Genomic DNA, 21,433 nt, shown 5'->3' on the forward strand with positions numbered 1-21,433 from the left:
ATGCCCCGTTACGTCGCCCTGCTCCGCGCCGTCAATGTCGGCGGCACCGGCAAGCTGCCGATGACCGAGCTGAAGGCGATGTGCGAGGACGAGGGCTTTGGCGAGGTGCAGACTTATATCGCCAGCGGCAATGTGGTGTTCTCCTCAAAGCTCGGCGCGGCGAAGGTCAAGGCGGTGCTGGAGCAGCGGCTTGAGGCCTATGCCGGCAACCCGGTCGGCGTCGTCATCAGGAGCGCGGACGAGATCGCCGCGGTGCTGAACGCCAATCCGTTTCCGAAGGCGCCGCCGAACTACACGGTCGCGATCTTCCTCGACGAGCCGCCGCCGAAGGATGCGCTGAAGCAGATCAGGGGCCAACAGGACGAGGAGGTGCGGCTCGGCAAGCGCGAGATCTATGTCGCCTATGGCAGCGGCATGGGCCGCTCCAAGCTAAAGATCCCCGCCGCCGTCAAGGGCACCGCGCGCAACATCAACACGATTGCGAAGCTGGCGGCGATGGCGGCGGAGGGCTGAGGGCCTCACTGCTCTAGGACGGTCATCCTAGGAGCCGTGCGCTCTTTGACCCGTCATCCTGAGGTGCGAGCTCTTGCGAGCCTCGAAGGATGCACGGCCACCAGCCGGGCCGATTCATCCTTCGAGGCTCGCCGAAGAGGCTCGCACTTCAGGATGACGGGTTGAACAGCGGGGCACCATTCCAGCGTCGCTCCGGCGAAGGCCGGGACGATGCGTGGAGAGAATTACGCTGCCAACTCCGTCATCCTGAGGAGCGCGCTCTTGCGCGCGTCTCGAAGGATGAATCGGCCCGGCTGGTGGCCGTCGACCCTTCGAGATGCGCGCCAGTGCGCGCTCCTCAAGGTGACGGGACTGCAGACGGCGTCGCGTGCGAGAGCCGCGCCCCGCTCAACTCTCCCGCACCGCAAATCCGGCCGTGCCGAGCTGGGCCAGCACGTCCTCGAGATGGGCGCGGTCGCGGGTTTCGATCACGAGCTCCAGCAACGTCGCCTTGGCCGGCAGGTCGGAGAAGGTGCGCTGATGCGAGACCTCGATGATGTTGGCGCCGGCTGACGCCAGCAGATCGCAGACCGCGGCGAGCTGGCCGGGGCGGTCGACGATGTCGAGGGCAAGCTGGGTCAGCCGCCCCTCGCGCGCGAGCTCGCGGGTCAGCACCGAGGCGATCAGCCGCGTGTCGATATTGCCGCCGGTCAGTACCAGGCCGACCTTGCGGTCGGCAAAGCGCTCCGGCGCTGCGAGCACGGCGGCGAGGCTGGCGGCGCCGGCGCCCTCGACCACCGTCTTCTCGATCGAGATCAAGGTGGCGACGGCGCGCTCGATCTGGTCCTCGCTCACCAGCAAGATGTCGTCGACGAGATCGCGGACGATCTTTGTCGTGATCGCGCCCGGCGACTTGACCGCGATGCCCTCGGCGAGCGTATCGCCGCGCATCGGCAGGTTCGCGCCTTTGACGGCGTTGTACATCGACGGATAGAGCTGCGCCTGCACGCCGATCACTTGCACCGACGGCTTCAGCGCCTTCGCCGCGGTCGCGATGCCGGAAATCAGCCCGCCGCCGCCGATCGGCACCACCAGGATGTCGAGCTCCGGCACCGCCTCGAGCATCTCCAGCCCGATCGTGCCCTGGCCGGCGATGATCAGCGGGTCGTCATAGGGATGAACCAGGATCAGGTCGCGCTCGGCGGCGTGCGATTTGACGAAGGCAAAACACTCGTCCAGCGTCTGCCCGATGATGAGGACCTCGGCGCCGTGGCGGCGAGTGTTCTCGATCTTCACCATCGGCGTGCCGATCGGCATCACGATGGTGGCGGGAATGCCGAGCCGCTTGGCGTGATACGCCATGCCCTGGGCGTGATTGCCGGCCGACATCGCGATCACGCCGCGCTTGCGTTCCTCCGCCGACAGCGCCTGCAGGCGGTTCAGCGCGCCGCGCTCCTTGAAGGTCGCGGTGAACTGCAAATTCTCGAATTTGAGGAACAGGCGGCAGCCGCAGATCTCGCCCAGCGTGCGGCTTTCATTGCACGCCGTGACCATGACCTGGCCGCGGATCACTCCCGCGGCGCGGCGCACATCGGCAAGGGTCACGGCGGTGGTGTCGGAAGGCTTTAGCATCGGGCTTCGCTTGGAACCGTTTCGGAACGACGAAGCCTAGCCGGTTTTGACGCCGAAAACGACCGTCTTAGCGGACATGCTCTATTCACCTCCCCCGCAAGCGGGAGAGGGAGAGCAGTCGTATCCTGCGGCTACAGGTTCGGCACCTCCGCCGGCGCAATCGCGGTCAGCCCGCCGAAGCGGCGCTCGCGGCGGTGGAAGGCAGCGAGCGCATCGGCGAGCGCGTCGCCGTCGAACTCGGGCCACATCCGGTCGGTGAAATGCAGCTCGGCATAGGCGCCTTCCCAGAGCAGGAAGTCCGACAGCCGCTTCTCGCCGGAGGTGCGGATGATCAGGTCGACGTCGCGCAGACCGGCTTCGCCGGTGATCAGATCGGCAAAGCTCTCGCGGCTGAGCTGGCCGACAGCGCCGGCGCGCGCCGCCGCGTTGAGGATGGCGTCGCGTGCCGAATAGTCGATCGCGATGCGCAGATGCAATGTGGTGCCGCTCGACGTCGCGGCCTCGGCGCGGGTGATCGCGCTGGCGATGCCGTCCGGCAGGCGGTCGCGGCGGCCGATCACGGTGAGGCGGACGCCGTTGCGCACCAGCGCCGCGACCTCGTTGGCGAGATAGAACCGCAGCAGTCCCATCAGCGCGGTGACCTCGGCCTTGGGACGGCGCCAATTGTCGCTGGAGAAGGCGTAGAGCGTCAGCGTGCCGACGCCCTGGTCCGGCGCCGCCTCGACCACGCGGCGGATCGCCTCGACGCCGGCCTCATGGCCGCGCAACCGCGAGAGCCCGCGGCGGGTCGCCCAGCGGCCGTTGCCGTCCATGATGATGCCGACATGCAGCCGTGCGGCGGGATCCAGCTTGAGCGCGACGTTACTTTGCATCACAAAGTCTCCGGGCAAAAAAATCCATCATGGTGGTCAGGCGGTCTGGACGCCGAGGCGACCGGGCGCGCCCGCGTCCTTGCCGGCGGCTTTCGCCGCGTCGCGCACCAGTTGCTCGAGCACGGCGAGATAGTCGAGGAAGCGGCGGCGGCCGGTCTTGGTCAGGCGGCAGGTGGTGTGCGGGCGGTTGCCTTCGTAGCCCTTGATGACGTCGACGAGCCCCGCCTCCTGCAGCACCTGCAGATGCCTGGAGAGATTGCCGTCGGTCAGGCCGCAGAGCTGCTTGAGATCGGCGAAGGCGAGCCCCTTCGGATGCGCCATCAGCGAGGTGAGCAAGCCGAGCCGCGCCTTCTCATGGATGACGCGGTCGAGGCCTTCATAAGCGAACGGCGCGCTGGTCATGTCAATCTTCGGCATCATCGTCTCCGGAGGCAAAATACAGCAGCGCCGCGAGCAGCAATTGACCGATCGCGAACGGCAATCCCATGGTCCAGGGCGACAACGCGTGGCTCTGACTTGCGATCAGGAGCACTGTGAAGCCCGAGAGAAAATACCAGGCGCCGCCCAGCGCAATCGTGCGCGGCAGGAGGCGCACCGACGCGAACACGCCGAGGCTGACCAGCACCTGCCACAGGCCGGGCAGCATCCACAGCGTCTCCGGCGCGAATTTCCATTGCAGGATTGCGAGCAGCACGCCGGCGATCGCCGCAGGAACAAACTGTTCGATCGCCTGCTGCACCATGGTATCGGCGAGACCGGAGTGATGCCGCCGCGAGCGCGCCTGCATCTCGACCCAGATCAGCACGGCCGACAGCAGCGCGGCCGCGGCCCAGCCGGCGAGGAAGACGATCGGATGCGAGGTGGGGTCGGCGAGCCACAGATACTGGGCGAACGCAGTGACGAGCGCGATCCCGCTGGTCGCGGCGACCGTGGCCGGGCCGTAGCCGCGGAACGCAGTGCCCGCCGCAATCTGATTGCGGATCGCGAGGATGTCGGCCAATGCCTTGTCGAGGTCACGCATGATTCGCCCGAACTTTGTACTGCAAAGTATACGGGCTCACCAAGCAAACGCAAGCGGCTGCCTACCGCGCGTGCATCAAGATGTTTAACTGCAAGTTACTGCACGAATCCTGCACAGATGCCGCACGAAGTCGTGCCGCTCACACCTTCACCAGCTGAGCAAAACCACCGTAGATCATCCGCGCGGCGTCGAACGGGACGTTGTCCTTGTTCATCAATGCGAGGCGCGGATCCGCCATCACCTTGGCGTTGATCCTGTCGCGCTGGGCGCGCGACTTGTAGGTGATCCAGGCGAACACGACGGTCTCGCCAGACTTCAGCTTCACGCTTTGCGGGAACGAGGTCAGCTTGCCCGGCTTGACGTCGTCGGCGACCCATTCGCGATAATCCAGCGCGCCGTATTCGCGCCAGATCTTGCCGGCCATCTTCGACAGTTTTGCATAGGCCTTGAGTTTCTTCTTCGGCACGGCGACGATGAAACCATCGACGTAGGGCATGGGGGGATTCCTTCCAGCGTCATTGCCAGGAGCGAAGCGACGAAGCAATCCATTTCACCGCTTGCGGCGCCATGGATTGCTTCGCTCCGCTCGCAATGACGGAGCGCAAACGTGCTCGCATCAACCGTGACAGCAGGATGCCTGAACCGGTGCCGGTTGGTACTGGTCACGTAGCCGCACCCAATCCATCGGATAGGGCAGCCCTTCTTCGTGGCGGCCGAGCGGCGTCAAATCGAGATAGTGATAGGCCGCGTTCATCATGTCGAGGCCGCGGGCGAAGGTGGAATAAGTGTGGAACACGGCACCGGAATCGTCGCGGTAGAACACGCTGATCCCAGGCAATTCGTCGCCATAGGGCGGCGTGGTGCCGAAATTATACTGCGCCTCGCCCTTGTCCATCTGCTCGCGGGTGAAGGTGACGCCGTAATCGTAGTTGAAGTCGTTATCCCCTGATGACACCCAGTCGAAGGTCCAGCCCATCCGCTGCTTGAACGCCTCGAGCTTTGCCAAGGGCGCGCGCGAAATTCCTGCCATCGCGGTGTCGCGCGCGGCGAGATGCGGCGCCATGCGGTCATAACCGTCGGCCCAGAACGAGCAGCTCTTGCAGGCCACGTCCCATTCGGGCGCGAACATGATGTGCTGCACCACGAGTTGCGGCCGGCCCTTGAAGAGGTCGCCGAGCGTGACCTTGCCGCTTGGCCCGTCGAACAGATAGGGCTTGTCGACCTTGACCCAGGGCAGCTCGCGGCGCTGGCGGCTCAGCGCCTCGCGCGCCTGCGTCAGCTCCTTCTCGCCGGCCATCAGCGCCTTGCGGGCTACGATCCATTCCTCGCGCGAGACGATCTTGTGCTGTTGCATGAAATGCTCCCTTCGACAGCGGTCAGGCGTTGACGAAATTTTCCAGATTGCCGAGGGACTCAATCCAGCCACGCTGATGATTGTCGCGGGCGGCCTCGTCGGCGAATTGCGCGTGATGGAAGGTGAGCAGCGTGCCGCCGGCCTCGGGCTTGATCGAGATCGTGACCAGCGACTCGCGCTCCGGCGTCGAATGCCAGGCCCAGCTGAACACCAGCCGTTGGTTCGGCACCACCTCGCGATAGACGCCGCCGACCTCGTGATATTCGCCGTTCGCACCCGTGAAGCTGATGCGGTAGCGGCCGCCGACGCGGACATCGAGCTCGGCGCGCGTGGTGCCTGATTTGACCTGCCCGGGGCCGAACCACTGCGCTAGGTTTTCCGGCTCGGTCCACGCGGCGTAGACCTTTTCCGGCCGCGCCCGGAGGCGCCGCGTGAGGGTGAGGCTTGGACGCGTGTCCGGGCGCGCGGCGAAGCCGGCGTCGGCTGCGGTGCTGTTGGCCGATTGATTGACCATGGGTTGTCCTCCACAAAAGCGGCAAGGCGGTCGAGATTGTCGGACCAGAATTGCGCGTAGCGATTGAGCCAGTTCATCGCCTGCTCCATCGGTCTCGCGGTGAGCCGGCAGGCCACCGTGCGGCCGGTCTTCTCGCGGGCGATCAGGCCGGCATCCGAAAGCACGTCGAGATGCTTCATGATCGCCGGCAACGACATCGCAAACGGCTGCGCCAGCTCGCTCACCGACAGGCTGTCGCGGCCGCCGAGCCGGGCCAGCAAGGCCCGGCGGGTCGGGTCGGACAGCGCAGCGAAGGTGCGGTCCAGCGTCTCGTCTTGATACTTAACCATGTGGTTTAGTATAGGCGCAATCGGCGCGGCGTCAAGGGCGCGGCTTCACGATCGCGTCAAGACGGCGCTGCCCGCAAAAGCAAAGCCCCGCCTTGCGGCGGGGCTGGTTCCTTCAACGGTGAGCGCTGTTCTCGACTTACTCGACCTTGAGGCCGGCGAACTCGACCACCTTCTTCCACTTGTCGGTCTCGGCCTTGATGTCGTTGCCGAACGCGTCCGGCGTCTGGATCAGCGGATCGCCGCCGAGCTCGACCAGCCGCTTCTTCATGTCGGGCTCAGCGAGAATGGCGTTGATCTCGGTGTTGAGCTTGGCGATCAATTCCTTCGGCATGTTCTTCGGCGCCCCCATGCCGAACAGCGCGCTCGCCTCATAGCCCTTCACGGTCTCTGCGACCGCCTGCACGTCGGGCAATTGCGCGGAACGTTCCGTCGACGTCACGCCGAGCGCGCGCAGCGCGCCGGAGCGAATGTGCTGGATGATCGAGGGCATGTTGTCGAAGATCACCTGCACCTGGCCGCCGAGCAGATCGGTGATCGCCGGCGCGGCGCCGCGATACGGCACGTGCTGCATCTTGCAGCCGGTCATCGCCATGAACATTTCGCCGGACAGATGCACCGAGGTGCCGTTGCCGGACGAGGCCATGTTCACCTTGCCGGGGTTGGCCTTCACGTATTCGATGAACTCGGCGACGTTCTTGGCCGGCACGTCCTTGTTGACAGTCATCACGTTGGGGACGCGGTTGAACGAGGCGATCGGCGCGATGTCGCGCACGAAGTTGAACTTCAGGTTGGCGTAGAGCGACGCGTTGATGTAGTTCGCCGGATTGACCAGCAGCACGGTATAACCATCGGGCTCGGCGTTGATCGCGGCCTCGGTGGCGATGTTGTTGCCGGCGCCCGGCTTGTTCTCGATCACGAATTGCTGGCCGAGCCGTTCCGACAGCCGCTGCCCGACCAGGCGCGCGATGATGTCGGTGGCGCCGCCCGGCGGATAGCCGACGATCCAGCGCACCGGCCGCGCCGGATAGTCGGCGGCGGAGGCGCGGCCGATCGCGAATGTCGAAATCCCCGACCCGATCAGGCCCAGCGCGGTGCGGCGTGAAATCATTGAAGTTTCTCCCGATGCGGCAGGGTTTGGCGCCCTGCCCGTTTCTGTTGAGTTGCAAGCGGCGGGGTTTTAACAAACAATGCCGGATGCGGCCAGTGCGACACGAACGCAGCCGACCGCGACGAAAGGCTAAGCCCGAAGGATCGACAATCATGGCCGTCAAGGTGAACGCGCTCGACCATCTCGTGATCAACGTCACCGATGTCGTGCGTTCGGTTGCCTGGTACAGCAGGATCCTCGGCATGGAAGTGAAGGTGTTCGATCCCGGCAAGGGCAAGACGCCGCGCACCTCGCTGGTGTTCGGCCATCAGAAGATCAACGTGCGGCCGCGCGACGCCGACAAGGTCGAGTGGTTCACCGCCGATCACGAGGCGGCCGGCAGCGACGACCTCTGCTTCCTCACCGCGAGCACGCCGGCGGAAGTGGTCGCGCATCTCAAAGCCAATGGCGTCAAGATCGAGGAAGGCCCGGTCGCCAAGCAGGGCGCGCGCGGCACGCTGCGCTCGGTCTACTGCCGCGATCCCGACGGCAGTTTGATCGAGATTTCGTCGTATGAGGACGGCGCGAAATAAGCTGTCCCCCGTCATTGCGGGCGGAGCGAAGCAATCCATCGTGCCGCGAGGAGGTCTGGATTGCTTCGTGGAGCCTGTCATCGGGCGCGCATGCGCGCGACCCGTTGGCTCGCAATGACGAGGCTGGACCACGCGATATCCGATTTGCCCGTCGCGCAATCCGATGGCACAAAGGCTCCCGACATCAAGCAAGCAGCCGCTGAAGCTGCGCGGGAGGACACATGACCAACTCAACGCCGGCGCCGGGCATCGTGGGGCCATTCGCGGGGCTCGACGTGCCGTGGCTGCTGCAGATGCGCGCCGAGGTGCGGCGCGACCATCCGTTCCTGATCTGGGCGCCATTCGACGCGCCGGCGCGGCGCTGGAGCTACGGCGAATTCCACGAGCGGGTCGGCGCGCTCGCGGCGGGACTTGCGAAGCGCGGTATCAGGCCGGGCGACTATGTGCTGATCCATCTCGACAATTGCATCGAGGCGGTGATGGCGTGGTTCGCCTGTGTCGAGCTCGGCGCCATTGCCGTTACCACCAACACCCGTTCGGCCGCCGCCGAGATCGAATACTTTGCCGGCCATTGCGGCGCGGTGGCCGCGATCACGCAGCCGGCCTATGCCGAGCTGGTCGCCGCCAACTGCAAGGGCCTGCGCTGGATCGCCGTGATCGCGCACGACGCCGGGCAAGCGCCCGCGACGGCGCCGGCGCGCGGCGACAGCTTTGAGGCGCTGTTCGCCGACAGCGCCGACCGGCCGCGCCGCCCGACCGATCCGCTCGCGCCGTGCAGCGTGCAATACACCTCCGGCACCACATCGCGGCCCAAGGCGGTGCTGTGGACGCATGCCAACGCGCTGTGGGGCGCCAAGATCAACGCCGCGCATCAGGACCTGCATGCATCGGACGTGCACCAGACCTATCTGCCGCTGTTCCACACCAATGCGTTGGCCTATTCGATGCTGGCGTCGCTGTGGGTCGGCGCGACCTGCGTGATCCAGCCGCCTCTGGGGCACCGCGGTGAACGAGCCGCCGCCCTTCGCCGCGTTCGGCGTCAAGATCATCGGCTGGTGGGGCATGACCGAGACCATCACCCACGGCATCGTCGGCGAGGTCGACCAACCCAACATACCGATGTCGATCGGCCGCGCCGCGCCGGAATACGAGATCCGCATCACCAACGACGACGGCTCGCCCACCGGCGTCGGCGAGACCGGCAATCTCCTGATCAAGGGCATTCCCGGCCTGTCGCTCTTCGCCGAATATCTGCACAACGACAAGGCGACGCGCGAGAGCTTTGACGAGCACGGCTATTTCATCACCGGCGACCGCGTCACGCTGCTCGAGCGCGGCTACATGAGATTCGGCGACCGCGCCAAGGACATGCTGAAGGTCGGCGGCGAGAATGTCGCGGCCTCCGAGATCGAGCAGGTGATCGGGGTGATCCCGGGCGTGCGCGAGGTCGCCGTGGTGGCGAAGAAGCACCCGATGCTGGACGAGGTGCCGGTGGTCTTCATCATCCCGCAGGCCGGCGTCGCCGCCTTGCCGGCCGATCTGCACGACAGGGTCATGACGACCTGCCGCTCCAGCCTCGCCGACTTCAAGGTGCCGCGCGAGATTCGCTTCGTCGACGACATGCCGCGCTCGACCTTGGAGAAGATCGCGAAGGCGGAGCTGAGGAAGATGGTGGATTAGAATCTCCACCCGTCATTGCGAGCGCAAGCGAAGCAATCCATGGTTCCGCATACGCGGCGGGATGGATTGCTTCGCTTCGCTCGCAATGACGGGGGAACAGCCAGCCACACAGCAACATGCGTGGGGTGGCCGTTAATTCACCTCGAACCGGATTGGCAGCTTCTTCGGGCCGTTGACAAAATAGGCCTGCGTCATCTTCACCTCGCCGTCGAGCGACAGCGATTTCAGCCGCGGCAGCAGTTCCTCGAACAGGATGCGCATCTCGAGCTTCGCCAGATACTGGCCGAGGCAGAGATGCGCGCCATAGCCGAACGCGACATGGCGGTTCGGCTTGCGGTCGCTGCGGAAGCGGTAGGGGTCCTCGAACACCTCCTCGTCGCGGTTGCCCGAGGCGTAGCACAGCATCAGCCAGTCGCCCTTGGCGATGCGGCGGCCGCCGAGCTCGGTGTCCGCCGTGGCCGAACGCATGAAATGCTTGACCGGCGTCATCCAGCGGATCGCCTCGTCGACCAGGCCCGGGATCAGCTCCGGATTGGCCTTCACCTTGGCGAACTCGGCGGGGTCCTCGGCCAGCGCCCAGATCGCGCCCGCGGTCGAGGACGAGGTGGTGTCGTGGCCCGCGGTCGCGACGATGATGTAGTAGCTGGTGGCGTCGAGCTCGGGCAGGTATTCGCCGCCGATCTTTGCGTTGGCGATGACGGTGGAGAGATCGTCGCGCGGGTTGCGGCGCCGATCTTCGGTGATGGTGCGGAAGTAGGCGGAGAAGTCGGCCACCACCGCCTGCATCATCCCGGAGTATTGTTCCGCGCTCAACGCCTCGCGGATGCGCGCAGTGTCGGGATCCTGCGGACCAAACAGCTCCTGCGTCAGCTTGAGCATGCGCGGCTCGTCCGCTTCCGGCACGCCGAGGATCTCCATGATGACGTGCAGGGGATAGCCGAGCGCGACGTCATCGACGAAATCGCAAGCGCCGCCCTTGTCGAGCATCCGCTGCACCGTGGCGCGCGCGATCTGGCGGACGCGGGCTTCGAACTTGCCGAGATTGTTCGGCATGAACCAGCCTTGGGTGAGCGCGCGATACTTTGGATGATCTGGCGCATCCATCTGCACCAGGGAGCGCACCAGATTCGGCCCGCCGGTGATCTTGCGGATGCGCTCCACCACCGCTTCCGGCGTCAGCGTGGTGGCGCGATCGGCATTGTGGAACAGCTCGTTCTGACGGCTGACGGCCTGGATCTGCGCGTGCTTGGTAACCACCCAGAACGGCTCGAACCGCTCCACCCGCGCGATGCCGAGCGGATTGTTGGCGCGCAGCCAGCGATAGCTGTCGTGGATGCGGTGGTCGGCATAGGCGACCGGATCGACCAGGGTCGCCGCGATATCGGCGGGGATATCGAGATTTTCAGTTGCCGTCGTGTCCATGGGTCGTCCTTGCCATCTGCGCATTGATCGCGCCGATGATCACCGGAATCTAGGCGGGGTTAAGGACGCGGACTTGCGTTGATTGGCTAGAGTCCTTGCCCCAACCGTCATCGCGAGGAGCAAAGCGACGAAGCAATCCATCTCTCCGCACGCGGGGAGAGATGGATTGCTTCGCTTCGCTCGCAATGACGCGGGGAGAGAAGGGCTCAGTAATGCCCGAACGCCACCGGGCGGAACGCCTGCAGCAATTGCTGGTCGAGCTTGCCGGCCATCTCCTCCATCATAGAGAACGCCTTGGCGTGGGTGAATTGCAGGCGGTAGGCGCGCTTTTCGACCAGCGCGGCGTAGACGTCGACGATGGTGGTGACGCGGACGATGTCGCTGATCTGGTTGCCGCTCAGCCCGTTCGGATAGCCGGTGCCGTCGAGAAATTCGTGGTGATGCAGGATCACGTCGAGCATTTCCGGCGGAAAGCCGCCCTGCGCCGACAGCGCCTCGTAGCCGCGGCGCGGATGCTCGCGCATCTCGGCCATTTCCTCGACCGTCAACGGGCCGGGCTTGTCGAGCAGCGCCACCGGAATGAAGGCCTTGCCGACGTCGTGCAGCAGCGCGGCGCGGGCGAGCCGGCGCTGGTCGTCCTCGCGCATGCCGAGATGCTGCGCGAACGCCACCGCAAAGCCGGTCACGAACAGGCAGTGGCGATAGGTTTCCTGGTGATGGCAGCCGACCGTGGTCAGCCACTCGCGCAGCGAATTGTGCTTGATCGCCTTGAGGATCTTGTTCTCGGCCGCGACGATGTCGTCGTATTTCAGCGGCTCGCCGGCGCGCATCCGTTCGAAGATCTTGACCATCACGCCATGCGCGGCCTCGACGCCGCGGTTGAGCGCCTTGCCGCGATCGGTTTCGTCATAGCCGCTGTCGTCGGGGAAGGCGGCGCGGATGCGCTGCAGGATGCCGCGCGCATCGAACGGCCGCGAGATCGTGTCGGTGGCGCCGAGCGCCCAGGCCTGCATCGAGGCGTGGTGCAGTGCATCCGCCAGCACGAACAGCCGCGGCATCTCGCGATAGGCGTCGGCCTGCAGCTTGGCGCGGACCAACTGCACGGCTTCGGGCGAGCGCAGGTTGATGTCGACCACGATGCCGGAGAGGTCGCGGGCCGGCTGCTCGGGAATCTCGGAGGTCAGGACGGTGTCGACCTCGCCAACCGACCGCAGGATGCTGGCGAGTTCGTTGCTCTGATCGCTGCGGTCCGATGCCAGCAACAGGCGGCGCTTCGAAGTGTTGTTGGCTAAGGCTGTCATGCAATCCCCGTCGCGGTAACCGACCGACCGGGCGACGCTACCTGACGATGCGTTCCCTCCGACTTAATGGGGATGCTGAACGGCGGTTAAGCACAATGCATACAATTTGAGGAACCGCGGAATCCGCCAGCAAGATCAGGGGCCCCAAAAACAAACCGCCGGGGAAATGCTCCCCGGCGGCCGATCTTTTTTGCAGGCGGAAGGCGCGCTTTGTTCAGGCCTTCATCGCCGCCTTCACCGCCTCTGCGGTGATCGGCAGGCCGCGGACGCGGGCGCCGACCGCGTTGAACACGGCATTGCCGATCGCGGGCGCCACCACCGTCACCGCGGGCTCGCCAACGCCGGTCGCCTTTTCACCGTTGGCGATGACGTTGACCGCGACCTCCGGCATCTGGCTCATCCGCAGCGGCGTGTAGCTGTCGAAGTTGGTCTGCTCGATGCCGCCGTCCTTCAACGTCGCCTTCTCGAACAGCGCCAGCGACATGCCCCACAGCGCCGCGCCCTCGACCTGGGCCCGGATGCCGTCGGGATTGACCTGGGTGCCGACGTCGGTTGCGACCGTCAGCTTCTTCACCGTCACCTCGCCCGACGGCGCGACCGCGACATGGGCGACGCAGGCGGTCCAGCTGGCGGTGGCGCGCTCCTGCGACGACACGCAGGCGACGCCCATACCTTCACCCTTCGGCAGCTGCTTGGTGCCGTAACCGGCGAGGCCCATCGCAGCGAGCAAGGTGTTGCGGAGGCGTTGCGCGCCACCGTCATTCTTGCCCTTGCCGTCGAGCAGCGAGATGCGCAGCTGCGCCGGATCCTTGCCGGTCGCGTGTGCGATCTCGTCGATCATGCTTTCCACGGCCCAGAAGGTCCAACCCGGCGCCACCGAGCGCAGCTGACCCGACGGGGTGGCGTTGTGCGCCATCTCGTTCTTGATCGCCCGCACATAGTGGTTGGGCACGGTGTAGAAGAAGTCCGCGCCATTCACCGTGAATGAATCGAGCGGGCCCTTCTTGTCGACCGAAGGTGTCAGGAAGTCGGGGATGCCCCAACGCTGAGTCGGCCAGGCCGACACGACGTCATGGCTCATCGCGACGATCTTGCCGTCGCCATCCATGCCGGCCTTTACCTTCTGGAAGGTGAGCGGACGCGAGAAATCCATCGTCATGTCGTTCTCGCGCGTGTAGATCACCTTGACCGGCTTGCCGACGGCCTTCGCCGCCTGCACCGCCGGCACCATCATGTCGGCGTCGAGCCGCCGGCCGAAGCCGCCGCCAAGCCACATCTGGTGCATCACGACATATTTCGGATCGATCCCGGCCGCGCCGGCCGCGATCGCGCCGGAGCGGGTCGCGAACTGGTTGCCGGAATACATGTGCAGGATGTCGCCCTTGAACTCCGCAGTGGCGTTCATCGGCTCCATCGGCGCATGGATGTTGATGTTGGTGGTGTACTCCGCCTCCAGCACCTTGGCCGCGGAGCCGAACGCCGCGTTCGGATCGCCGTCCTTGACGAAGAACTCGCCGGAGTCGCTGAGCCCCTGCAGCCGCTTGGCCTCGGTGAACAGCGATTCGCTCGACAGCTTTGCGTTCGGGCCGCCGTCGTAGCTGATCTTCAGCGCCGCCGCCGCCTTCTTGGCGTTGGCGTAGGTATTGGCGACGGCGACCACCCAACCGGTCGTGGTGCCGGTCTTGTCGTCGAGCGTCACCGCCTTGATGTAGCCCGGCACCTTCTTGGCCGCGCTGTCGTCAACCGACTTCACGGTGGCGCCGTAGCGCACCGGCGGGGTCACGATGGCGCCGTGCACCATGCCCGGCAGCATCACGTCGATGCCGTATTTCGCCGTGCCGTTGGTCTTCGACGGAATGTCGAGTTGCGGCACCGAGACGCCGATCATGGTGTACTGATCGGGCGACTTCAGCTTGATCGCCTTCAACTCGTCGGCCGTGAAAGTCTTGGTCGCCTTGCCGCTCTTCACCACGTCGGCGAACGACATCGACTTCTTCGACTTCGGATGGTTGATCGTGGACGAGCGCACCACACACTCGTTCGCGGGCACGCCCATCGAGGCGGCCGCCGCCTCGGTCAACGCCATGCGCCCTGCGGCGCCGGCACGGCTCATCGCATCGAAGTTCATCATGGTCGACCAGCTGCCGCCGGTGATCTGCGCCCCGAGCACGGGGTCGTTGAACTTCGGATCATTGGAGGCGAGCTGGACCCGCATGTCCTTCCAGTTCGCGCCGAGCTCTTCGGCGACGATCTGCGCCATGGTCGAGGCGACGTGCTGGCCCATGTCGGCCTTGCCGCAGGTCACGGTGACGAGACCGTCGGGCGCGATCGAATACCAGACGCTCGGCTCGAAATTGGCGGGCGCGGCTGCGGCGGCCTGCTCGATGCCGGGCACGCCGGCATAGCCGAGCACCAGACCGGTTGCCGCGGTGCCGACCAGGAAGGAGCGGCGGCTGAGGTCTGTGGTCTCGGGGGTGACGTCCTTGACGTGCTTGTTCATGTGGCCCTCCGCTCGGTTCCGGTGGCCGACGCGGTGCGCATTTCGGATGCCGCCCGCATGATCGCCTTCTGGATTCGCGAATAGGTCATGCAACGGCAGAGATTGCCGTCCATATGCGCGACCACTTCGTCCTTGGTCGGGTTGGAATTCTTCGACAGCAGCGCGGCCGCCTGCATGATCTGGCCGGACTGGCAGTAGCCGCATTGCGGCACCTGCTCGGCGATCCAGGCCTTCTGCAAGGGATGATCGCCCTTGGCGGAGAGTCCCTCGATGGTGGTGATCTTCTTGCCGGCAGCGTCGGCGACCGAGGTCTGGCAGGACCGCACGGCTTCGCCGTTGAGGTGGACCGTGCAGGCGCCACACAGGCCAGCGCCGCAACCGAACTTGGTGCCGGTCATCTGCAACTGCTCGCGGATGACCCATAGCAGCGGCGTGTCGGCCGCCGCCTCGACGGACATATTCCGTCCGTTGATATTGAGATTAGGCATCTCTCTCCCCTTCCGGTGTATGAAGCCGCTTACGGCGGCAGCTCATTGTTGGGTCTCGGCTGGCGCCCACCGGGTCAGCGACAGTTGCCATGACAATGATCCGGTTACCTGCTGGAGGCAATCCAATTTGGAATTGCTCGAAGGCAATTAATTTTCGAAGATGCCCCTTGTGCGCTGCGGCAATGCGGAAGCTTTGAAACGCCAGCACCAATGTCTTATCGGTGGCATCGACCGGGAGCGGTTGCGCCGCCGGAGATCGACAACGACGACAAGGAGCCCGTGAATGGCCAAGCTCAGCCGCAGCGGCGCAGAAATCTACTACGAGGTTCACGGCAGCGGTCCGCCGCTCATCCTCACCCACGGCTATTCATCGACCTCGGCGATGTGGCAGGGCCAGATCGACGCGCTGTCGCGGCGCCATACGCTGGTGCTGTGGGACATGCGCGGCCACGGCCAGTCGGACTATCCGGATGATCCCACAGCCTACAGCGAGCAATTGACGGTCGGCGACATCGCCGCCCTGCTCGACGCCGTCGGCGCCGAGAAGGCGATCGTCGGCGGGCTGTCGCTCGGCGGCTATATGTCCTTGGCCTTCCATCGCGCCCATCCGGAGCGGGTGCGGGCGCTGCTGATCGTCGACACCGGCCCCGGCTTCAAGAAGGACGACGCGCGCGAGGTCTGGAACACGCGGGCCCGCGACACCGGCGACCGCTTCGATCGCGAAGGGCTGGAGGTGCTGAAAACCTTGAGCGCCGAGCGCGCCTCGGTCACGCATCGCAACGCAAAGGGCCTGGCGCTCGCCGCGCGCGGCATGCTGGCGCAACGCGACGCGCGGGTGATCGAGTCGCTGCCGGACATCAAGGTGCCGTCGCTGGTCGTGGTCGGCGCCGACGACACCCCGTTCCTGGCCGCCTCCGACTACATGGCGGCAAAGATCCCGGGCGCGCAGAAGGCGGTGATCCCGAACGCCGGCCATGCCGTCAACATCGACCAGCCGCAGGCCTTCATCGACGCGGTGCTGCCGTTCCTCGATCGTCTTGAGGGTAGCGCATGAAGACGCTCGTCATCGCCCTGCTGCTGGCCGCCGCGACAACGGGCATCGCCAGTGCCCAGAAAGCGCGGCCGTTCGTCACCGCGCCGGATACGTTCACCGCGACGCTGTCGAACACCACGCCACTGGTGTTCGGCATGGGCGTCGACGACGCCCAGCGCGCGCTCGGCACACCCCTCATTTATGTCCGCGGACGGCCCGGCCATGAGGTCTTTCTGACCTTTCGCGATCTCGGCGGCAGCGGGCTGGTCCCTCACCGCGACCGTCTCTATTTGCAATTCCGCAAGGGCCGCCTCGCCGGCTGGAAGGCCGACTGGGGCGAGAACTGGATGTGGCGTTAGAGCATGATCCGGAAAGTGGGAACCGGTTTTCCGAATAGACCATGCCGAAGACAGCCGCCCCGCACGCAATCCCCGACAAACCACCCTCACCTGACAAGGATGACCCATGGGACAAGATCTCAAGCTGAAGGCTTCTGACGGATTTGAACTCGGCGCCTATCGCGCCGATCCAGCCGGCGCGCCGAAGGGCGCGATCGTCGTGATCCAGGAAATTTTTGGCGTCAACCACCACATCCGTTCGGTCTGCGACCGGCTGGCGCAGGAAGGCTATGTCGCGATCGCACCGTCGATCTTCGACCGCATCGAGCCGAACTTCCAGAGCGGCTATTCGCCGGATGAAGTCGCCAATGCGCGAAAATTCGTCGCCAATCCAGACTATCCTGCGATGCTGCGCGACGCCCAGGCGGCCATCGACGCCGTCAAATCGGTTGGCCCGGTCGGCATCATCGGCTTCTGCCTCGGCGGCAGCATCGCCTATTCGGCCGCAACCAAGCTGACCGGGCTCTCGGCCGCGGTCGGCTATTACGGCGGCGCCATCGTGCGCTTTGCCGACGACAAGCCGGCGGTGCCGACGCAACTGCATTTCGGCGAGAAGGACGCCGGCATTCCCTTGAGCGACGTCGAGACCATCAAGTCGAAGCGGCCCGAGGTCGAGGTCTTCATCTATCCCGGCGCCCAGCACGGCTTTCACTGCGACGAACGCGCGAGCTATGACAAGACCAGCGCCGACATCGCCTGGCCGCGCAGCCTGGAATTTTTCGGGAAGCATTTGCGCTGAATGTCACACACGTCATTCCGGGATGGTGCGCCAGCACCAGACCCGGAATCTCGAGATCCCGGGTTCGATGCTTTGCATCGCCCCGGGATGACGAAGGACGTTGTCCTTCGTCAGAACCAGCGCTCGCTGACGAACACGGTATCGCCGGGGCTCATCGGCGTGCCCAGCGGCACCACGAAGCGGCCGGAGCCGGACGCGTCGGTGTGGGTCAGCGTCACGCTGTCGCGCTTGGCGCGCGGCGAGAAGCCGCCGGCGATCGCGATCGCGCTCTCCACCGTCATGTTGGGCACGTAGGGATATTGGCCGGGGGCCTGGACCTCGCCGAGAATGAAGAACGGGCGATAGGCCTCGATCTCGACCGCCACCGACGGCTCGCGGATGAAGCCGTTGCGCAGCCTGCCGGAGATTTCGGCCGCGAGCCCGGCCGGGGTGCGACCGCGCGCCGGCACCGAGCCGATCAGCGGCATGGTGATCGAACCGGCGGCGTCGATCGCATAGGTGTTGGTGAGACCTTCCTGGCCGTAGACCACGACGCGCAGCTTGTCGCCAGGACCGAGATGATAGCCGCTGTCGGAACGAGCCAATTCGATCGGCGGCTGGCCATAGGCCGGCGGCCCGGCGGCCATCTGGACGGTGGCCGGCACCGCATAGCCACGCGGCGCGCTGGCAAAGGCGGAACGCAACGCGCTGATCGCGCCGCCGCCGCTGGCATCCGCGACGGGGGCCGGCGCGTACTGGCCGTAGGCGACGGAATCGGGATCGCCCGGCGGCGGGGCGACGGCGACCGGACCGGACGTCCGCATGCAGCCGGACAGCGCAAGCGCAGCCGTGATGGCGATGATCGGCAATCGTAACGCGCGCGCAACCCGCACCGGAGCCATCCCTTAAACCGAGAGACAGCCTCAGTCTTGCACCGGTTATGGTTAATAAAGGGTTTTCGGCGGGCGCCAGGGAAGCCGGAAAAGCCGGCTTCCCTTCGACTTAGAGCATGATCCGCGCGAGCCTGACCACACTCGGGCAGGACATCCGATCAGGCGGACACGCCGACGCCGATCGGGCAGGACACGCCGGTGCCGCCGAGCCCGCAATAGCCCGCCGGGTTCTTGGCGAGATACTGCTGATGATAGTCCTCGGCGAAGTAGAACGCGCCCGACGGCGCGATCTCGGTGGTGATGGCGCCGATGCCCTTCGCGGCGAGCGCCTTCTGATACATCGCCTTCGACTCGTCGGCGGCTTTGCGCTGCGCATCGCTGAAGGTGTAGATCGCCGAACGATACTGCGTGCCGACGTCGTTGCCCTGGCGCATGCCCTGGGTCGGGTCGTGGTTCTCCCAGAACGTCTTCAAGAGCTTCTCGTAGGAGATCTTCTTCGGATCGAACACGACCAGCACCACCTCGGTGTGGCCGGTGCGCCCCGAGCAGACCTCTTCATAGGTCGGGTTCGGCGTGTGGCCGCCGGCATAGCCGACCGCGGTGGTGTAGATGCCGTCGCCGAGCTCCCAGAACTTGCGCTCCGCGCCCCAGAAGCAGCCGAGCGCGAACACCGCCTGCTCGAGGCCTTGCGGGTAAGGCGGCTGCAGCTTGCTGCCGTTGACGAAGTGCGTGGTCGCTGTCGGAATCGGTGTCGCGCGGCCCGGCAGCGCCTCGGCGGCGCTCGGCAACGCGGTGGTCTTGCGCATGAACAACATGGATTACCTCCGGGCGGGACATCGGCCGACGCGGGCAGCGGCCTGCGGGCCGGGCTGTCACCTATATAGGTTGTTACGCAATTGATGGCAGCCCCGTTACGGGCGGCACCGCAAAGGCTCAGTCCCGCGTGTAGCCGATCAGGCGCTTGCGGGGCCGGAACAGGATCATCAGAAGCAGGCCGGCAATGCCGAGCACCGCAAACACCGGCTGCTCCAAGATCACCCTGACCACGTCGTTCCAGACCCAGGGCGCGACCCCTTCCACCCAGGCGCGGAACGCCGCCTGGCTGGACTGGTGGATGTCGTTCCAGAACTGGCCGAACCGGGTGAACCGCAGGCTCTGGTCGGCAACGTAGCGGGCGCCGTCATAGACCATGAAGACGAATCCGCCGGCCAGCAGCAACAGGCCGATAAGTCGGAAAAAACCGCGGATCATGCGTCACCCTAACTTGCTGTCGCGCCCCACGCGTCGTCAGGCCTTACCGGGCGCCCCCCGGAAATTCAACCTCTTCAGCACCTTATCCGCCCATCGCGGGCCCGATTTCGGGCCGTTTTTGGCCCCGGAAAGCGTTGACGCTATGGCCTGCGCCATCTATAAGACCGGCCGATGGCGGCGGGCGCAATCCTGCCGCCGCTTGTTCTTTGGACAGTGCCGCAGGTGGGGACAGCGTTTTGCGCTCCTCGCATGGCCGCCTCAAGAACACGCCAAGCTACCCTTGGATCAAGCTACCCTTGGACAATACACCCGAGTAGAGATTTGAACCGGCCGGTGCGCGCGAGCCCGACCACCGAGCGTCACCGCCGAAGGACAGTTAGAGACCGACCATGGCCAACACCACCTCCGCCAAGAAGGCGACCCGCAAGATTGCCCGCCGCACCATCGTCAACAAGTCGCGCCGCACCCAGATGCGTGGCGCGGTCCGCACCGTCGAGGAGGCGATCAAGCGCGGCGATCGCGAGGCAGCACTCAAGGCGATGGTCCGCGCCGAGCCCGAGCTGATGAAGGCGGCGCAGCGCAACATCATTCACAAGAACAACGCGAGCCGGAAGGTGTCGCGCCTCTCGCATCAGATCGCGAAGCTCGCGAAGTAAAGCTGACTGAAAAATATATTCGTCACGAAGCCCGGCTCGCGCCGGGCTTTTTGTTTTTTGTCGTGGATGTTTCGTCACACGATATTGCTTGCAATTGCAGTGTCACGAAACGCGTGTCATGTTTCGTCGCGTCCGTAGTTCACCGGATACGCATGCTTAACGCGTCACGCTCGCGCGAAAGTATCCTGCACTACGTAACGTAGATGGAATAGTGGCGTACATCCCGCCTCGAAAATTGCGCGGGGAGTTACCCTGCAAAAGTAATCGTGAAAAATGACGCTTCGCGAGTTACTTATGCACATAGTGCTAGAGAGCGATTGGAAAATCGATCGGCACAAGAGCCAACGTAAATTTTTTATGAAAATTTTTTGGTATTGCACCGCGGTTTGTGACACGCAGGATTCTGTGCGCAGATTCATGAGCTTGTATTCTCGGCCCTGCATCGGCAGCTCGGCAACAGTCGCGAAGAGTCGCGATCTCCGTCGAATCCCCGGATTGTCAGAAAATGCTCTTGGTGTAATTGTCTTGTTGTTCGCGACGCCCACGGCTCTCCAGATCAGCGCGGTTTGAGACCCAAGGGCGGACGCGCAAATCGGCGGCGGTGTGCGCGTTAGCGACGCTCTCCAAGCGAAGCTAGATTGACAACTCATAGCGATATGAGGACGGCTGGCCTGTGTCAAAATTTCTCCGGCGATGTCCCGGCCATTCGGGGGATCGAACAAGAGAGACCAGGACAAGCCGTCGGAATCTGGCAGCGGGAACGCGGAGCGAGCGAACGGGTTGACGAGGACTACGCGGCGGCAGCGCGGGACATTTCGATGTTCGGTAGCGGCAACACGGATTTGAAGACACAAGCGAGCTGACAGCTCGCCGCGACACGTCGCGGCGGGGAGGGGGAGGAACTATGTCTTACGGGATCATCTCTGCAGTCGACGCCACGACAGCTGAAGTGCAGGTTTCCAGTGGTACCGTAATCGACCCCTCGGACGTCCACTCCCACCCGCTGCGCCCCTCGAGTACGCGCTGACCTCGCGGGACGCACCTTCTCCAAACGACTGATCTGACCGGTGGCGCGTTGTCGCTACACGGGAGAGCTTTGTCCGGAGCAGCACTGCGCCCCGCTGGAGGTCGCGCCGCGAACGGAAACGCGCGCGGCGATTTCACAACAACATCACTCTGTCTGGAAAAGTACGAAGGCA

Annotated in this window: 21 protein-coding genes and 2 pseudogenes; 7 read left to right on the forward strand and 16 right to left on the reverse strand. The window is 65.0% G+C overall.

The genetic code is table 11. From position 1 onward, the window contains the following. On the forward strand, positions 1–513 hold the full coding sequence (locus CI41S_RS43130; protein ID WP_139865014.1) for a DUF1697 domain-containing protein: 513 nt from the start codon (positions 1–3) through the stop codon (positions 511–513). 387 nt (positions 514–900) lie between these two features. On the opposite strand, the gene CI41S_RS43135 is transcribed toward CI41S_RS43130, so the two are convergent. The 9 genes and pseudogenes from CI41S_RS43135 to CI41S_RS43175 form a co-directional block, all read right to left on the reverse strand. After that, positions 901–2,124 (reverse strand): threonine ammonia-lyase, encoded by a 1,224-nt coding sequence (locus CI41S_RS43135; protein WP_139865015.1) that lies wholly within the window; start codon positions 2,122–2,124, stop codon positions 901–903. Between the two features lie 131 nt (positions 2,125–2,255). After that, positions 2,256–2,996, reverse strand: coding sequence for a di-trans,poly-cis-decaprenylcistransferase (locus CI41S_RS43140; RefSeq protein WP_139865016.1), 741 nt, complete (start codon positions 2,994–2,996; stop codon positions 2,256–2,258). Between the two features lie 36 nt (positions 2,997–3,032). Further along, positions 3,033–3,416 carry a transcriptional regulator gene (locus tag CI41S_RS43145; RefSeq protein WP_139487511.1) on the reverse strand — a complete coding sequence of 128 codons (384 nt, stop codon included), beginning with the start codon at positions 3,414–3,416 and terminating at the stop codon, positions 3,033–3,035. Beyond that, positions 3,400–4,017 (reverse strand): hypothetical protein, encoded by a 618-nt coding sequence (locus tag CI41S_RS43150; protein WP_139865017.1) that lies wholly within the window; start codon positions 4,015–4,017, stop codon positions 3,400–3,402. The genes CI41S_RS43145 and CI41S_RS43150 overlap by 17 nt, the downstream gene beginning before the upstream one ends. A 139-nt stretch (positions 4,018–4,156) precedes the next feature. Further along, the gene (locus CI41S_RS43155; RefSeq protein WP_139865018.1) at positions 4,157–4,513 is read right to left on the reverse strand and encodes a DUF1428 domain-containing protein; all 357 of its coding nucleotides are present in this window, start codon (positions 4,511–4,513) and stop codon (positions 4,157–4,159) included. Between the two features lie 120 nt (positions 4,514–4,633). After that, entirely contained in the window at positions 4,634–5,371 is a 738-nt protein-coding gene (locus CI41S_RS43160; protein WP_139865019.1) for a DUF899 domain-containing protein, read from the reverse strand. Positions 5,372–5,393: 22 nt separating this feature from the next. Then, positions 5,394–5,729 (reverse strand): annotated as a pseudogene (locus CI41S_RS43165) (SRPBCC family protein); the annotation flags it as partial. An 11-nt stretch (positions 5,730–5,740) separates the two neighbouring features. Next, entirely contained in the window at positions 5,741–6,214 is a 474-nt protein-coding gene (locus tag CI41S_RS43170; RefSeq protein ID WP_139487515.1) for an ArsR/SmtB family transcription factor, read from the reverse strand. 136 nt (positions 6,215–6,350) lie between these two features. After that, a complete protein-coding gene (locus tag CI41S_RS43175; RefSeq protein ID WP_139487516.1) occupies positions 6,351–7,322 on the reverse strand; it encodes a Bug family tripartite tricarboxylate transporter substrate binding protein in 972 nt (323 codons plus the stop codon). 152 nt (positions 7,323–7,474) lie between these two features. Here CI41S_RS43175 and CI41S_RS43180 point away from each other — a divergent pair, with 152 nt between their 5' ends. Together CI41S_RS43180 and CI41S_RS43185 are read left to right on the forward strand one after the other, a co-directional pair. Beyond that, positions 7,475–7,894: a VOC family protein gene (locus tag CI41S_RS43180; protein WP_139865020.1), complete on the forward strand. Its 420-nt coding sequence runs from the start codon at positions 7,475–7,477 to the stop codon at positions 7,892–7,894. Between the two features lie 221 nt (positions 7,895–8,115). Then, positions 8,116–9,574: pseudogene (locus CI41S_RS43185) on the forward strand (AMP-binding protein). A gap of 132 nt (positions 9,575–9,706) precedes the next feature. Here the strand turns inward: CI41S_RS43185 and CI41S_RS43190 are convergent. From CI41S_RS43190 to CI41S_RS43205, 4 genes are all read right to left on the reverse strand, one after another. Then, positions 9,707–10,996 (reverse strand): cytochrome P450, encoded by a 1,290-nt coding sequence (locus CI41S_RS43190; protein ID WP_139865021.1) that lies wholly within the window; start codon positions 10,994–10,996, stop codon positions 9,707–9,709. 206 nt (positions 10,997–11,202) lie between these two features. Continuing rightward, positions 11,203–12,297, reverse strand: coding sequence for an HD-GYP domain-containing protein (locus CI41S_RS43195; protein ID WP_139487520.1), 1,095 nt, complete (start codon positions 12,295–12,297; stop codon positions 11,203–11,205). Between the two features lie 214 nt (positions 12,298–12,511). After that, positions 12,512–14,797 carry a xanthine dehydrogenase family protein molybdopterin-binding subunit gene (locus CI41S_RS43200; RefSeq protein WP_139865022.1) on the reverse strand — a complete coding sequence of 762 codons (2,286 nt, stop codon included), beginning with the start codon at positions 14,795–14,797 and terminating at the stop codon, positions 12,512–12,514. Next, on the reverse strand, positions 14,794–15,285 hold the full coding sequence (locus CI41S_RS43205; RefSeq protein ID WP_139865023.1) for a (2Fe-2S)-binding protein: 492 nt from the start codon (positions 15,283–15,285) through the stop codon (positions 14,794–14,796). Before CI41S_RS43205 ends, CI41S_RS43200 begins: the two co-directional genes overlap by 4 nt. Before the next feature lie 283 nt (positions 15,286–15,568). Here CI41S_RS43205 and CI41S_RS43210 point away from each other — a divergent pair, with 283 nt between their 5' ends. The 3 genes from CI41S_RS43210 (at position 15,569) to CI41S_RS43220 (ending at position 17,455) form a co-directional block, all read left to right on the forward strand. Further along, positions 15,569–16,339, forward strand: coding sequence for an alpha/beta fold hydrolase (locus CI41S_RS43210; protein WP_139865024.1), 771 nt, complete (start codon positions 15,569–15,571; stop codon positions 16,337–16,339). Continuing rightward, positions 16,336–16,677: a hypothetical protein gene (locus CI41S_RS43215; RefSeq protein ID WP_139865025.1), complete on the forward strand. Its 342-nt coding sequence runs from the start codon at positions 16,336–16,338 to the stop codon at positions 16,675–16,677. Before CI41S_RS43210 ends, CI41S_RS43215 begins: the two co-directional genes overlap by 4 nt. 106 nt (positions 16,678–16,783) lie before the next feature. Continuing rightward, positions 16,784–17,455, forward strand: coding sequence for a dienelactone hydrolase family protein (locus CI41S_RS43220; RefSeq protein ID WP_139865026.1), 672 nt, complete (start codon positions 16,784–16,786; stop codon positions 17,453–17,455). Positions 17,456–17,565: 110 nt separating this feature from the next. Here CI41S_RS43220 and CI41S_RS43225 read toward each other — a convergent pair whose 3' ends face one another. The 3 genes from CI41S_RS43225 to CI41S_RS43235 all read right to left on the reverse strand — a co-directional run bounded on the left by CI41S_RS43225 (position 17,566) and on the right by CI41S_RS43235 (position 19,578). Then, on the reverse strand, positions 17,566–18,327 hold the full coding sequence (locus CI41S_RS43225; protein ID WP_371814882.1) for a polysaccharide biosynthesis/export family protein: 762 nt from the start codon (positions 18,325–18,327) through the stop codon (positions 17,566–17,568). Between the two features lie 158 nt (positions 18,328–18,485). Continuing rightward, positions 18,486–19,142 carry a peptide-methionine (S)-S-oxide reductase MsrA gene (gene msrA / locus CI41S_RS43230; protein ID WP_139865027.1) on the reverse strand — a complete coding sequence of 219 codons (657 nt, stop codon included), beginning with the start codon at positions 19,140–19,142 and terminating at the stop codon, positions 18,486–18,488. A gap of 118 nt (positions 19,143–19,260) precedes the next feature. Then, positions 19,261–19,578, reverse strand: a complete 318-nt coding sequence (locus tag CI41S_RS43235) for a hypothetical protein (protein ID WP_139865028.1) — start codon at positions 19,576–19,578, stop codon at positions 19,261–19,263. A gap of 389 nt (positions 19,579–19,967) precedes the next feature. Here CI41S_RS43235 and rpsT point away from each other — a divergent pair, with 389 nt between their 5' ends. Continuing rightward, positions 19,968–20,234 carry a 30S ribosomal protein S20 gene (rpsT, locus tag CI41S_RS43240; RefSeq protein WP_139487529.1) on the forward strand — a complete coding sequence of 89 codons (267 nt, stop codon included), beginning with the start codon at positions 19,968–19,970 and terminating at the stop codon, positions 20,232–20,234. Positions 20,235–21,433 lie beyond the last annotated feature (1,199 nt).

The organism is Bradyrhizobium ivorense, assembly GCF_900696085.1.
Classification (GTDB): domain Bacteria; phylum Pseudomonadota; class Alphaproteobacteria; order Rhizobiales; family Xanthobacteraceae; genus Bradyrhizobium; species Bradyrhizobium ivorense.

Coding starts and splice junctions, on each gene's coding strand:
- CI41S_RS43130 (WP_139865014.1), top strand. CDS start 1: ATGCCCCGTTACGTCGCCCTGCTCCGCGCCGTCAATGTCGGCGGCACC.
- CI41S_RS43135 (WP_139865015.1), bottom strand. CDS start 2,124: ATGCTAAAGCCTTCCGACACCACCGCCGTGACCCTTGCCGATGTGCGC.
- CI41S_RS43190 (WP_139865021.1), bottom strand. CDS start 10,996: ATGGACACGACGGCAACTGAAAATCTCGATATCCCCGCCGATATCGCG.
- CI41S_RS43160 (WP_139865019.1), bottom strand. CDS start 5,371: ATGCAACAGCACAAGATCGTCTCGCGCGAGGAATGGATCGTAGCCCGC.
- CI41S_RS43170 (WP_139487515.1), bottom strand. CDS start 6,214: ATGGTTAAGTATCAAGACGAGACGCTGGACCGCACCTTCGCTGCGCTG.
- msrA (WP_139865027.1), bottom strand. CDS start 19,142: ATGTTGTTCATGCGCAAGACCACCGCGTTGCCGAGCGCCGCCGAGGCG.
- CI41S_RS43155 (WP_139865018.1), bottom strand. CDS start 4,513: ATGCCCTACGTCGATGGTTTCATCGTCGCCGTGCCGAAGAAGAAACTC.
- CI41S_RS43200 (WP_139865022.1), bottom strand. CDS start 14,797: ATGAACAAGCACGTCAAGGACGTCACCCCCGAGACCACAGACCTCAGC.
- CI41S_RS43145 (WP_139487511.1), bottom strand. CDS start 3,416: ATGATGCCGAAGATTGACATGACCAGCGCGCCGTTCGCTTATGAAGGC.
- CI41S_RS43140 (WP_139865016.1), bottom strand. CDS start 2,996: ATGCAAAGTAACGTCGCGCTCAAGCTGGATCCCGCCGCACGGCTGCAT.
- CI41S_RS43195 (WP_139487520.1), bottom strand. CDS start 12,297: ATGACAGCCTTAGCCAACAACACTTCGAAGCGCCGCCTGTTGCTGGCA.
- CI41S_RS43210 (WP_139865024.1), top strand. CDS start 15,569: ATGGCCAAGCTCAGCCGCAGCGGCGCAGAAATCTACTACGAGGTTCAC.
- CI41S_RS43205 (WP_139865023.1), bottom strand. CDS start 15,285: ATGCCTAATCTCAATATCAACGGACGGAATATGTCCGTCGAGGCGGCG.
- rpsT (WP_139487529.1), top strand. CDS start 19,968: ATGGCCAACACCACCTCCGCCAAGAAGGCGACCCGCAAGATTGCCCGC.
- CI41S_RS43175 (WP_139487516.1), bottom strand. CDS start 7,322: ATGATTTCACGCCGCACCGCGCTGGGCCTGATCGGGTCGGGGATTTCG.
- CI41S_RS43215 (WP_139865025.1), top strand. CDS start 16,336: ATGAAGACGCTCGTCATCGCCCTGCTGCTGGCCGCCGCGACAACGGGC.
- CI41S_RS43235 (WP_139865028.1), bottom strand. CDS start 19,578: ATGATCCGCGGTTTTTTCCGACTTATCGGCCTGTTGCTGCTGGCCGGC.
- CI41S_RS43150 (WP_139865017.1), bottom strand. CDS start 4,017: ATGCGTGACCTCGACAAGGCATTGGCCGACATCCTCGCGATCCGCAAT.
- CI41S_RS43220 (WP_139865026.1), top strand. CDS start 16,784: ATGGGACAAGATCTCAAGCTGAAGGCTTCTGACGGATTTGAACTCGGC.
- CI41S_RS43180 (WP_139865020.1), top strand. CDS start 7,475: ATGGCCGTCAAGGTGAACGCGCTCGACCATCTCGTGATCAACGTCACC.